The following is a 12,142-nucleotide window of genomic DNA, read 5'->3' as shown; positions in this document are numbered from 1 at the left end:
GGGACCGGTCAGGGGAGGACAAGGGGTGCGAGGCCCCCGTACGCACATGCTTCGGACCTAGCATCGACGGCAGAACACCAGAAGGATCCGGCCCGCCAGAGGTGCCGGACACCGGAGCGAACGAGGACAGGGACGAGGACAAGGGCGATGCGAGAGATCTTTGCGGGACTGCCGTGGTGGGTGAAGTGGGTGGCGGTGCCGGTCATCGCCCTGGTCGTGTTCGGCGGACTGATAGCCAGTGTCGTCGGCTTCGTGATCGGCCTGCTCTTCAAACTGCTGGTCTTCGTGGCGCTGGTCGGCGGACTGATCTACGTCGTACGGAAGTTCACGTCGAGTTCCTCCTCGCGCGGCGACTGGTGAACGATGCCCGGGACCGGTGATCGGTAACAGGTATCGCCGGTTCCCTCGGCCGGGGGAAGTTTCCCGCAGGGCCCGTCCGTGAGCGGTGGCGGACGGTTAAAGTCCGGAACCCGACGTGGGGACGAGCCCCGCGAGCGGTCTTTCCCCCTCCCGTGTTCCCCGCACGGACCGCCCTCTCGCGCTTCGGGAGTGACCCTTGGCCACCGTTGACACCGCCTCAGCGGAACCGTACGCACCCCCCGCCCGCCCCTGTTCCACCACGCCCCCGCTCCAGCGCCCGCCGGGTGCCGGCGTCCCGGAACAGCCGCAGCCCGCGACCACGCTCATCGGTTCCGTGCAGCGTGCGATGCGCCTGCTGGAGAGGGTCGCCGAGCACGCCTGCGGGGCTCCGGCCAAGCAACTGGCCCGCGAGACCGGCCTCGCGCTCCCCACGGCGTACCACCTGCTGCGCACGCTGGTGCACGAGGGCTATCTCCACCGGGACAAAGGGTTGTTCTTCCTCGGTGAGGCGGCCGAGCGGCTGGGCAGCAGCGGAGCGGCGCAGAAACGTCGCAGCACGGTCGTCGACATCCTGGCCCACTGGCGTGATGCGATCGGTGCTCCCGTGTACTACGCCGTGTACCGCGAGGGCGAGATCGAGGTCATGTGTGTCGCCGACTCCCCGGGCAATCCGGCGGTCGAGGAATGGGCCGACTTCCGTGAGACGGGGCATGCGCACGCCGTCGGCCAGTGCCTGCTGTCCCAGCTCGACGAGGAGTCCCGCCGCGACCACCTGGACCGCTACCCCGTGCAGTCCCTCACCCCGTACACGGTCCGCGACGACCACACCCTGCTGCGGCGGCTGGACCGCGTACGGCGGACGGAGACGGTCGTCGAACGGCAGGAGTACGCGCTGGGCGCGGTCTGCGCCGCGATCCCCGTCACCGTGGGCACGACGGCCGCCACCATCGCCATCTCCCTCCCCGCCCACCAGGCCGATCGGCTGATGCCGACGGCCCGGCAACTGCAGGACGAGGCCGGGCGGATGCTGGGATCACTCGCGATCTCTATCAGTATCTGAAAACTCACTCCTTGTGATCTGTTGTGTACTTTCAGCAAGATGCCATGCAATGTGAGGGGTTCATTCCCAGCCATTCGACGGCCATGACGGGGTAAGGCGATGCGCGAGTCCGTGCAAGTAGTACAGGCAGAGGTCATGATGAGCTTTCTCGTCTCCGAGGAGCTCTCGTTCCGCATCCCGGTGGAGCTGGGCTACGAGACCTGCGATCCCTACGCCGTACGCCTCACCTTTCACCTGCCCGGTGATGCCCCGGTGACCTGGGCCTTCGGTCGGGAGCTGCTCATCGACGGGGTGGGCAGACCGTGCGGTGAGGGAGATGTGCGGGTCTCGCCGGTCGACCCGGATGCACTGAGCGAGGTCCTGATCCGGCTCCAGGTCGGGAGCGACCAGGCGGTGTTCCGCTCCTCGGCGGCACCGCTCGTGGCCTTCCTCGACCGCACCGACAAGCTGGTGCCGTTGGGCCAGGAGGGTGCGCTCGCCGACTTCGACGCCCATCTCGACGAGGCGCTGGACCGGATCCTGGCGGAGGAGCAGAGCGCCGGCTGAGGGGTGCGGCGGCGAACGGTGGCGGAACGCTTCGGCAGGGGTGGGGCTGTGCAGGAACGCTTCTTCTGAGCGGCGGCGGTGCCCCGAACCCGCCCTGGCGCCGGGCCTCCGAGCAAGAGGGAGGTCCCGGCCCCGACACCGCGCTGCCGAGGATCGAGGAGGCGCCGATTTGCCGTGGGAGTGCGCCAAGCGCCGGACGTGCGGGCCGCACCAGCGATCGTGCAGGCCGCACAACGATCGCAGGCCGCACAGCGATCGCAGGCTGCCTAGCGATCGTGCGGGCCGGTCGTCGGTACCGGCTCGCACGCACGCCGCGTCAGCGCTTGCGTCGCCTGCCGCGACCGCCTCGGGCCGCCTGCGGCGCCGGGCCTGCCGTACCGGCCGGCGTCGCCCCCGGTGCCCCCTCCGGGGCCGTCCCGGTCGCCGTACCGGGCTGCGGTCGGTCGGCCGAGACCACCAGGGCCGCCAGGGCCGTGGTCACCGGCACCGACGCGACCAGCCCGATCGAGCCCACCAGCGTGCGCACGATCTCCTCGGCGACCAACTCGCTGTTGGCGACCGTACCGACGCTGCTCTGGGCGATCGAGAAGAGCAGCAGCAGCGGCAACGCGGCGCCGGCGTAGGCGAGGACGAGCGTGTTCACCACGGACGCGATGTGGTCGCGGCCGATCCGGATGCCGGCCCGGTACAGCCCGCGCCAGCCCATCGACGGGTTGGCCTCGTGCAGTTCCCAGACCGCCGACGTCTGGGTGACCGTCACGTCGTCGAGGACACCGAGTGAGCCGATGATGATGCCGGCGAGCAGCAGACCGCTCATGTCGATCGACGGATACAGGCCGTGGATGAGACCGGTGTTGTCGTCCGTGTTGCCGGTCAGCGCGGCCCAGTCGATGAACCACGAGCCGAGGACGCCGATCAGCAACAGGGAGATGAGCGTCCCGAGGACCGCGACCGAGGTGCGGGCCGAGAGGCCATGACACAGATAGAGCGCGATCAGCATGATCGCACTCGACCCCACCACCGCCACGACCAGTGGGTTCGAGCCCTGAAGGATCGCGGGCAGGATGAAGAAGTTCAGGATCAGGAAGCTGATGGTCAGCGCGACCAGCGCCATGACGCCCCGCAGCCGCCCGACGACCACGACGGCGACGGCGAAGATGGCGGCGAGCAGTCCCAGGGGAACGCGGCGGTTCACGTCGGTGACCGAGTACTGCAGGTCCTTCGGCGCGGAGGGCTCGTAGGCGACCACGACCTCCTGGCCCTCGCGCAACTGCCGTGACTGGTCCGGCTGCACGATCTCGGTGAACGTACGGCCCTTGTCGTTGCCGGTGTCCACCCGGATGGTGGCCCGCTTGCAGGTGCCGTTCGCCTGCTGCTGGGCGGAGGAGCCCTCGGCCGTGGAGGTGTCGCCGGTCGGGGTGTCGCCCGAGGCGTTCACCGACGAGCAGCTCACGCTCACGACCTCGGTGACTGTCGCGTGCTGGGTCTGCCGGTCGAAGCCGACTCCCGTTCGCTCGTGCGGCGGGGCACCGCCGGGCCACAGCACGACCAGCCCGGCCAGCACGGCCACGGCGAAGGGGATGAGGACGGCCGCGATGACCTTGCGCAGGTGCTGGGAGACGGGAGCGGCCGGGCCGTGACCATGGCTGTGCGAGTGCCCGTGCCCACCGCCGGAACCCGGGCCGTTGCCCCCACCGGGGCCCGGGCCGTTGCCGCCACCGGGACCCGGGCCATGCCCACCGCTGTGTCCGTCGCCGGGGCCGTGTCCGTGCCCGTGTCCGTGGCCACCGTCCTGCCCACCACCAGGACCGCGCTCGCCCCCACCGGGGCCTCGCCCGGCGCCACTGGAGCCGTACTCACCATCACCGAACCCATGCCCGGCGCCACGGGAGCCGCGCTCCCCGCCACCGGACCCGGGTCCGCCATACCCGCCGCCCGGCTGCTGATCGCCGTCACGCCTCTGCGCACCGCCGAAGCCAGGGCGACCGCCGCCGTATCCAGGACCCTGGGGCCGGCCGCTGCCGGCGAAATCGCGATCGTCTCCAGGGCCAGGACCAGGACCAAGACCAGAGCCAGGACTGGCACCGGGACCGGCATCGGGGCCATGGCCGCGGCTGCGGCCGGTGCCGGAGCTGGGGCCGTGGCCGCCTCCGGCACCCGTTCCGCGGGGCGGCTCGGGCGGTGGGTACGGGGGATGGTGTGTCGTGGTCACCGACCGATCATCGCAAGAACGACCGGGGCCCCCTGTTCACCGCGCCCGAATTGCCGCTAGCGTGGGGTCAACCTTTGCACACGCGGGAGCTCGGAGCACCGGGCTGAGAGGGCGCTGACCTCCGTCTTCGCGATGTTTCACGTGGAACGTCACCGGAATCGAGTGATGTTTCACATGAAACGTCGGCAGACGGTAGCCGCTGCGTCGACCGCTGAACCTGTTACCGGGTAATGCCGGCGTAGGGAGTAGGTCTCATGACCAACAAGGACGCACGCACGCCTGCCTCCACGCAGATCTCCACGGAGATCTCCGCCAACGGGGAGGCCGGGAAGTCCATCGGCTGGCACAAGGCGTATGTCGAGGGCGCACGCCCCGACCTGCGGGTGCCGGTCCGTCAGGTGCACCTCACCAACGGGCAGTCGGTCACGCTGTACGACACGTCCGGTCCGTACACCGATCCGCTCGTCGAGACCGACGTCCGCAGGGGCCTGCCGCCGCTGCGGGAGAACTGGATCATCGCCCGCGGCGACACCGAGGAGTACGCGGGCCGCCCCGTCCGTCCCGAGGACGACGGCATCAAGCACACCGCACCGCGCGGTGGGCTGCGCAACCTCGACGCCGTTTTCCCCGGGCGGCCTCGTCTGCCGCGCCGGAGCCGCGACGGCAAGGCGGTCACCCAGCTCGCGTACGCACGCCGGGGCGAGATCACGCCCGAGATGGAGTACGTGGCCATCCGGGAGAACGTGTCGCCCGAGGTGGTCCGCGAGGAGATCGCGGCAGGCCGGGCGGTCCTGCCCGCGAACGTCAACCACCCGGAGATCGAGCCGATGATCATCGGCAAGCGGTTCCTGGTGAAGGTCAACGCCAATATCGGCAACTCCGCCGTCACCTCCTCCATCGAGGAGGAGGTCGAGAAGATGACCTGGGCGACCCGCTGGGGTGCCGACACGGTCATGGACCTGTCCACCGGTCGCAACATCCACACCACTCGCGAGTGGGTGCTGCGCAACTCCCCCGTCCCCATCGGCACCGTGCCGCTCTACCAGGCCCTCGAGAAGGTCGACGGCAGGGCCGAGGAGCTGACCTGGGAGATCTACAAGGACACGGTCATCGAGCAGGCCGAGCAGGGCGTGGACTACATGACGGTCCACGCGGGCGTGCGTCTGCCGTACGTCCCGCTGACGGCGAACCGCAAGACCGGCATCGTCTCGCGTGGCGGCTCGATCATGGCGGCGTGGTGCCTGGCCCACCACAAGGAATCGTTCCTCTACGAGAACTTCGAGGAACTCTGCGAGATCCTCGCCGCCTACGACGTCACGTACTCGCTCGGGGACGGTCTGCGGCCCGGTTCGATCGCGGACGCCAATGACGAGGCGCAGTTCGCGGAGTTGCGCACGCTCGGGGAACTCAACCGGATCGCGAAGCGTTTCCATGTTCAGACGATGATCGAGGGCCCGGGACATGTCCCGATGCACAAGATCAAGGAGAACATCGACCTTCAGCAGGAGATCTGCGATGAAGCTCCGTTCTATACGCTCGGTCCGCTGACGACGGACGTCGCGCCGGCGTACGACCACATCACCTCCGGCATCGGTGCCGCGATGATCGCCTGGTGGGGCACGGCCATGCTCTGCTACGTCACGCCCAAGGAACATCTGGGCCTGCCCAACCGTGACGACGTCAAGACCGGCGTCATCACCTACAAGATCGCCGCCCACGCAGCCGACCTCGCCAAGGGGCACCCCGGTGCGCAGGAATGGGACGACGCGCTGTCCGACGCCCGCTTCGAGTTCCGCTGGGAGGACCAGTTCAACCTGGCCCTCGACCCGGACACGGCCCGTGAGTTCCACGACGAGACACTGCCGGCGGAGCCGGCCAAGACCGCTCACTTCTGCTCGATGTGCGGGCCGAAGTTCTGCTCGATGAAGATCTCCCAGGACATCCGCCGCGAACACGGCGGAACGCGCACGGAGATCGAGGAGGGGATGGCCCAGAAGTCGAAGGAGTTCGCGGCGGCGGGCAACCGGGTGTATCTGCCGTTGGCGGACTGACACCCACCCGCGTCGGTCCACCGGCTCGTGTCGGCCCGTCGGCTGCCGCCCACCCGGGGCGGGCTCGTCGGCGCGTCGGTCCGGGGTGGTGCTCTCCGGTTCCGGTGAGCCGAGGCGAGCGCCGCCCCTGTGCCCACGGCGACCGACCCGGGGCGTCGCGGGCACGCCCATCGCGTGCCGGCGGTGAGGTCCGGCCCGCCCGGCCCGTCCCCGGCCCGTTCAGTCCGCCCGGCCCGTTCGGCTCATTCGGCCCGTCCGGTCCGTCCGGTCCGTCCAGCCGTCCGGCCTCCCAAGAGGCTTGCTCGTGGGGCGTGGGTCGGCAGACTGGCCCCATGACAGCGCGATCCATGAGCAAGGGCGCCAATCTGCCGGTCGACGCGTCGGCCGTGCGCGTCGAGATCAGCTGGGCCGAGAGGGCCGGTGGGCCGGACGTCGACGCGTCGGCACTGTTGTTGACCGCGGCCGGGAGGGTGCGCGACGACGGCGACTTCGTCTTCTACAACCAGCCGCGGCATGCCTCCGATGCCGTGACCCACCTGGGGAAGCGCAGTGACGCCGGTGTCACGACGGACGCGGTGGAGGTGGACCTGCGGGCGCTGGAGAGTGCGGTCGCGCGTGTGGAGCTGTGTGCGTCGGCGGACGGGGGCACCTTCGGGCAGGTGAATGGTCTGACACTGAGGCTGCTCGACTCGGGGAGCCTGGCCGAGCTGGCGCGCTTCGAGATGCAGGGGGAGACGGAGACTGCGTTCATCGGCGGCGAGTTGTACCTGCGCGAGGGGAGGTGGAAGTTCCGGGCGGTCGGACAGGGGTACGCCTCCGGGCTCGCGGGACTGGCCACCGACTTCGGCATCACCGTCGATGACGAACCGTCAGAGACGGTCGCTCCCCAGGCAACGGTCACCTCCCCGGCGACGGCCCTCGCCCCGGCACCGTATCCCCAGGCACCGCCCGTCCACCCTGCCCCGCCGGTTTCCCCTCCGGCTCAGGCACCTGCCGGTCCTCGCCTGACGAAGGGCGAGGAGCGACTCCCCGTCGACATGCGCAAGCGGCTGTCCCTGCGCAAGGAGCAGGTGGCCGTCAGCCTGAGCAAGCGGGGAGCGACGGGTGTCAGGGCGAGGGTCGTGCTCGTGCTCGACGCCTCCGGATCCATGGCCTTCCTCTACTCCCGGGGCGTGGTCGCGGACGTCGTGGAACGCATGGCGGCGGTGGCGGCCCAGCTCGACGACGACGGCGAGATGCAGGCCTGGACGTTCGCCTCCCACGCTGCCCGCCTGCCCGACCTGCGCCTGGGTGAACTCCCCGAGTGGCTGCGGCTGCATGTGCGGGTGGGGGAGATCAACCTCTTCCGTCGTGGCAAGAAGCCGAGGAGGGGCCTGGAACCCGGGCAGGTCGACATGCGGACGGTCGGTATCCAGAACGAGGAGCAGAAGGCGATCGCCCAGGTCAGAGAGTATGTACGGGAGAACCCGGCGGCCGCCCCGACCCTGGTGCTGTTCTTCTCCGACGGCGGTGTCTACCGGGACGCCGCGATCGAACGGGAACTGCGTGCCGCGGTGGAGGAGCCGATCTTCTGGCAGTTCGTGGGCCTCGGCCGGTCCAACTACGGGGTGCTGGAACGCTTCGACACCCTCCCCGGTCGCCGCGTCGACAACGTCGGCTTCTTCGCCGTCGACGACATCAGCACCGTCCCGGACCAGGAGCTGTACGACCGGCTCCTGTCCGAGTTCCCGTCCTGGATCACGGCGGCCGGCCGAGCGGGCATCCTCTGACCTCGCCAGGTCGCTCCCGGCAGCGAGCGGTGAGCCGGTCGCCGAGACCGGCAGTTCCCCGATTTCAGCCGGGCGTACGGCTTGCGCTCCCCTTCGGCGGGGGCGCAAGCCGAAGGCCTATTCCGGCTGGTTTTCCGGGCCTCCGAAGTCCGGGCTGGTGTAGTCCGGGCTGCTGAAGCTGGGGCGGGAGCCGGCCGAGCGTCCGTCGCCGGGGCTGGTGAAGCCCGGACGGTCGTAGCCGATCTTCGGCAGACGGCCGGTGGGCGCCGGCGGGGCCGGTTCGGGGTGCAGTGCGGCGGCCGTGCCGGGGTCGGCGAGGGCCTCGCGCAGAAACGGCAGGATGCCCCGTCGCAGCAGGGCTTCCCGCCAGGCTTCCTTGGCGCGGGCGACCTCCTCGCTCAGTTCGCCGTACGGCCCGGCCTCCAGGGAGGGCCGGTTACGCAGGGCGGTGAGCAGGAGTCCGACGGTGGCGACGAGGATCGCGGCCGCGGCGATGCCCCCGAACGCCCAACCGGCGGTCACCATGGCCTGGGCGAACGACTGCTCGGGGTCGAGCATCCGGAGGACGTATCCGACGAGCAGGAAGATCACCGCGGCGGTTCCGGCGAGAACGGGGGTGAGGACGGCGGCGACGGCGACGGCGCCCGCTCCGGCGGTCTCGGCGACCTGGGCCGCCTCCCCCATGGTGGCGGCGAGCCCCATCCCGCCCACGCCCGGCTCACCGGAGCCGGACGCATGGGTGGGTGACGACGGGGTGGACGGCGCCGGGTGGCGCAGTTCCTCGCGGACCTTCACGTAGTGCTGGTACTCGGTCGCCGCGGCCGCCGTGATGAGTGCGGTGGCGTTGAGTGCCATGGTGCGCAGTTGTTCGGCGTTGAGCCGCTGGCCGACAGCGGCCAGTTCCGGGTGGTGTGGTGCGGAGCGCAGCGCCTCGTCGAGGATCCGCTCGTACTCCTGGCGGTCCTCGCTGTGCAGGTGCTGCGGAACGCTGTTCATGTGCATCCCCCGATGCTCCGTAGGGCTTGGGGCTCGCATGCCAACGAGCCGTCGGGCAGAAACGGAGGGGAGCCTGCTACGGATAAGCCGATGGTAGAGCGGCGACGGCATGAGGTAACAGGGGGTTTGCCGAAATTGGCCCCTGGCCTGCGGCGTCGTCGAACGCGTCCGGCGTGGCCGTCGCCGGACGCGTGAACGGTCAGACGGCGAGCGGCAGTTGCTGGACCAGCAGCTTTCCGGCCATCGTCACGCCGCCGTCCATCGCGATGGCGAGTCCGTCGGCGTAGACGTGCGGTCCCTCGACCACGGGGCCGGCCGTGTCCTCGCCGTCCTCGGAACCGACCTCGCCCAGCAGGTACGGGATCGGGCTGTGGCCGTGAACGATGCGGGTCCCGCCGTACGTATCCAGCAGTGACCGGACGGCGTCGGCGCCGCCCTCGTCGCGGAAGGAGAAGCGCTTGGTGAACTTGCGGAAGAGATCCCACACTTCGTCCGCGTCATTGCGGGTGATCGTCTCGCGGATGGTGTCGTTGACCGCCTCGATCGAGTCGCCGTAGTCGAGGTAGGCGGTGGTGTCCGAGTGCACGAGCAGATGGCCGTCGACCTCCTCGACGGCGTCGAGGCGGGCCATCCACTGCAGGTGGTGGTCCTGGAGGCGGTCCATGTCGGACTTCTGGCCGCCGTTGAGCAGCCAGGCCGCCTGGAAGGTGGCGGTTCCGGCCCCGGAGTTGACGGGGGTGTCGCCGAACCGCTTGGCGCCGAGCAGGAGCAGTTCGTGGTTGCCCATGAGCGCCTTGCAGTAGCCGCCGGCCGCGGCGGCCTCGGCGGACAGCCGCATCACGAGGTCGATGACGCCGATGCCGTCCGGGCCGCGGTCGGTGAAGTCTCCGAGGAACCACAGCCGGGCGGTGCCCGCGCACCAGTGGCCGGCCGCGTCGATCAGGCCCTTTTCCCGCAGGGCGGCGACCAACTCGTCGAGGTAGCCGTGCACGTCGCCGACGACGAACAGCGGGCCGGGGCCGGTCGCGGGCTGCGGGGCCTGGACGGCCGCGGGGTCGACGGTGACCTGAAGGGTGTCGCCCCGGTTGATGACGGGCAGGTCGCGCTGGGTGGGTGTGTAGCCCTCGGGCTGCTCCAGCGGATCCTCGAGGGGCGGCGCCGCATTCCCGGGATGCGTGTTGTGAGCGTACGGACCGGTCTCGTGGACGTACGCGGGCACCCGGAAATCGCGCACCGTCGCCGTACGCTCCACCTCGGGTCCCTGACCGGCCCCCTGAGTCATCAGACCCCTCCACCATCGCGCCGCATCTGCACCGCTTCGGACTGCCTGGTCGCGACGGCCCGCGGTGCCGTGGGCCCATCATAGGAATGCGGAACGTTCCGTGTGATGACCCAGGGGTGCTGAATCGGAGCAAGCCTCCAGTTCATCGCGGCATTCGCCCCGATTGGACTGGCTTCGGCAGCCCTTCACTCACCCCGCGCACACCGTGCCCACACCCTCGCCCCACGCATCCCCGCTGTCACACACCGGGACTTGGAGAAGGTTACGGGTTCCGCTCCCGGCCGGCGCCGAGCCTCACCGGCACGGCCTCCACACGGCTTTCCGGCGGATGCCGTCAGCGGGAGACGGCGAGGGCACCGCCCGCCATGGACTTCCGTCCGGTGCCGCTCCCCCAAGCCTCACCGGGTCCGTGGCGGTCTGCCGTAGGGCGTCCGCAACGGCGCGGCCGCCCGGCGTCCGCCCCGTGGAGGACTGCGCCGGACGCTGCGAGGCGCTCGACCTGGAGTGCGCCGGTGCGCTGCGTCCGTACGCCCCCCTTTGGGGCCGGGTGACGACCGGCCCCGTCCCGCCGCGTGCCCCTGGGGTCACGCGCCGCCCGCCTTTACGTCTCCTCAGGCGCCCGTGGCGGACTCACCGTCGTGCGCTGCGGACGTCGCTGGGACGAGGTACGCACGATCAGTTCGGTCGGTATCACCTGTTCGACGGGCCGGTCCGACTGGGCGCCCTCGATGGCGTCGATGAGCAGCTGGATCACCGCCGTGCCGATGCGGCGCGGCTTCAGGGAAAGGGTGGTGATGGGGGGTTCGGTGTTGGCGTACACGGTGGACTCGCTGCAGCACACCAGCAGCAGGTCCTCCGGGACGCGCAGCCCGTAGCGGCGGGCGGCGGCGAGCAGGTCGGTGCCGTTGGGGTCGAACAGGCCGTAGACGGCGTCGGGGCGGTCGGGGCGGGCCAGCAGCCGGTCGGCGGCGACGGCACCCGCGCACGGGTCGTGGGCGGGGTAGGCCTCGTAGACCGGGTCCTGGCCGACGCGTTCGCACCAGTGCAGGTACGCGCTGGTCGACAGGTGGGTGTACGTGTCGGTGGTGGTGCCCGTGAGCAGGCCGATGCGACGGGCGCCGGCGTCGGCGAGGTGGTCCAGGATGTCGAGGACGGCGGCCTCGTGATCGTTGTCGACCCAGGCGGTGACGGGAAGCGCACCGGCGGGGCGGCCGTCGGAGACGACCGGTAAACCCTGCCGGACGAGTTCGCTGACCACGGGGTCCTGGTCGGAGGGGTCGATGACGACCGTGCCGTCCAGGGCGACGTTCGACCACACGTCGTGGCGCGAGGTCGCGGGGAGGATGACGAGCGCGTAGCCGCGGGCCAGGGCCGCGGAGGTCGCGGCGCGCGCCATCTCGGCGAAGTACGCGAACTCGGTGAAGGTGAAAGGTTCATCCCCGTACGTCGTCACGGTCAGACCGATGAGGCCCGACTTGCCGGTGCGGAGTGTTCTGGCCGCGGCCGAGGGGCGGTAGCCCAGTCGGTCGGCGACTTCACGGACATGGCGTCGGGTGGCATCGGGGAGCCTGCCCTTGCCGTTGAGGGCGTCGGAGACGGTCGTGATGGAGACTCCGGCGGCGGCGGCCACGTCCCTGATGCCCGCTCTGCCCGGCCGGCTGCCCCTGCGTGAGGTTTCCGCGCGGCTCACCTGGTGCTTCCCTGCTGCTGTCATGGCGAGCCGATAGTAGGGCTCATTCGGTGGGGTAGGGCGGACGCATATGCACGCGTTGACAGGCACGTTTCTGCATGGCCCCGAGGGGTCAAATGCCTTGGAAAACAAGTCAGTTGCTGGGCTTCATGCCAAGACGTGCAGTGTGGGCACGG

9 protein-coding genes and 1 riboswitch are annotated in these 12,142 nt (G+C 70.3%); of the genes, 5 read left to right on the top strand and 4 right to left on the bottom strand.

What is annotated here, in order from left to right:
- Positions 1-147 precede the first annotated feature (147 nt).
- From ACF1A1_RS05390 to ACF1A1_RS05380, 3 genes are all read left to right on the top strand, one after another.
- Positions 148-360 carry a DUF5326 family protein gene (locus tag ACF1A1_RS05390; protein ID WP_391645679.1) on the top strand — a complete coding sequence of 71 codons (213 nt, stop codon included), beginning with the start codon at positions 148-150 and terminating at the stop codon, positions 358-360.
- A 196-nt stretch (positions 361-556) separates the two neighbouring features.
- Entirely contained in the window at positions 557-1,420 is an 864-nt protein-coding gene (locus ACF1A1_RS05385) for an IclR family transcriptional regulator (protein WP_391645678.1), read from the top strand.
- 99 nt (positions 1,421-1,519) lie between these two features.
- Complete coding sequence (locus ACF1A1_RS05380; protein WP_391645676.1) at positions 1,520-1,966, top strand: SsgA family sporulation/cell division regulator; 447 nt, start codon at positions 1,520-1,522, stop codon at positions 1,964-1,966.
- A 316-nt stretch (positions 1,967-2,282) separates the two neighbouring features.
- On the opposite strand, the gene ACF1A1_RS05375 is transcribed toward ACF1A1_RS05380, so the two are convergent.
- Positions 2,283-4,178 (bottom strand): YibE/F family protein, encoded by a 1,896-nt coding sequence (locus tag ACF1A1_RS05375; protein WP_391645674.1) that lies wholly within the window; start codon positions 4,176-4,178, stop codon positions 2,283-2,285.
- Between the two features lie 72 nt (positions 4,179-4,250).
- Positions 4,251-4,440, top strand: a riboswitch (TPP riboswitch).
- Here ACF1A1_RS05375 and thiC point away from each other — a divergent pair.
- Together thiC and ACF1A1_RS05365 are read left to right on the top strand one after the other, a co-directional pair.
- Complete coding sequence (gene thiC, locus ACF1A1_RS05370; RefSeq protein ID WP_391645672.1) at positions 4,433-6,229, top strand: phosphomethylpyrimidine synthase ThiC; 1,797 nt, start codon at positions 4,433-4,435, stop codon at positions 6,227-6,229. It overlaps the preceding riboswitch by 8 nt.
- A gap of 332 nt (positions 6,230-6,561) precedes the next feature.
- Positions 6,562-7,998: a VWA domain-containing protein gene (locus tag ACF1A1_RS05365; protein WP_391645670.1), complete on the top strand. Its 1,437-nt coding sequence runs from the start codon at positions 6,562-6,564 to the stop codon at positions 7,996-7,998.
- A 117-nt stretch (positions 7,999-8,115) separates the two neighbouring features.
- On the opposite strand, the gene ACF1A1_RS05360 is transcribed toward ACF1A1_RS05365, so the two are convergent.
- The 3 genes from ACF1A1_RS05360 to ACF1A1_RS05350 form a co-directional block, all read right to left on the bottom strand.
- Positions 8,116-9,000 (bottom strand): hypothetical protein, encoded by an 885-nt coding sequence (locus ACF1A1_RS05360; RefSeq protein WP_391645668.1) that lies wholly within the window; start codon positions 8,998-9,000, stop codon positions 8,116-8,118.
- A 193-nt stretch (positions 9,001-9,193) separates the two neighbouring features.
- Positions 9,194-10,276 carry a metallophosphoesterase gene (locus tag ACF1A1_RS05355; protein WP_391645666.1) on the bottom strand — a complete coding sequence of 361 codons (1,083 nt, stop codon included), beginning with the start codon at positions 10,274-10,276 and terminating at the stop codon, positions 9,194-9,196.
- Between the two features lie 601 nt (positions 10,277-10,877).
- A complete protein-coding gene (locus ACF1A1_RS05350; protein ID WP_391645664.1) occupies positions 10,878-11,990 on the bottom strand; it encodes a LacI family DNA-binding transcriptional regulator in 1,113 nt (370 codons plus the stop codon).
- Between the last annotated feature and the right edge of the window lie 152 nt (positions 11,991-12,142).

This window comes from Streptomyces sp. NPDC014995, assembly GCF_043080745.1.
Classification (GTDB): domain Bacteria; phylum Actinomycetota; class Actinomycetes; order Streptomycetales; family Streptomycetaceae; genus Streptomyces.
Note: the sequence above shows the minus strand (reverse complement) of the source record. Positions and strands in the feature narration are given on the sequence as shown.

Bases quoted from the DNA above. Each gene is read 5' to 3' on its own strand.
- ACF1A1_RS05390 (WP_391645679.1), top strand. From the start codon at position 148: ATGCGAGAGATCTTTGCGGGACTGCCGTGGTGGGTGAAGTGGGTGGCG.
- ACF1A1_RS05380 (WP_391645676.1), top strand. From the start codon at position 1,520: ATGCGCGAGTCCGTGCAAGTAGTACAGGCAGAGGTCATGATGAGCTTT.
- thiC (WP_391645672.1), top strand. From the start codon at position 4,433: ATGACCAACAAGGACGCACGCACGCCTGCCTCCACGCAGATCTCCACG.
- ACF1A1_RS05365 (WP_391645670.1), top strand. From the start codon at position 6,562: ATGACAGCGCGATCCATGAGCAAGGGCGCCAATCTGCCGGTCGACGCG.
- ACF1A1_RS05360 (WP_391645668.1), bottom strand. From the start codon at position 9,000: ATGCACATGAACAGCGTTCCGCAGCACCTGCACAGCGAGGACCGCCAG.
- ACF1A1_RS05355 (WP_391645666.1), bottom strand. From the start codon at position 10,276: ATGACTCAGGGGGCCGGTCAGGGACCCGAGGTGGAGCGTACGGCGACG.
- ACF1A1_RS05350 (WP_391645664.1), bottom strand. From the start codon at position 11,990: ATGACAGCAGCAGGGAAGCACCAGGTGAGCCGCGCGGAAACCTCACGC.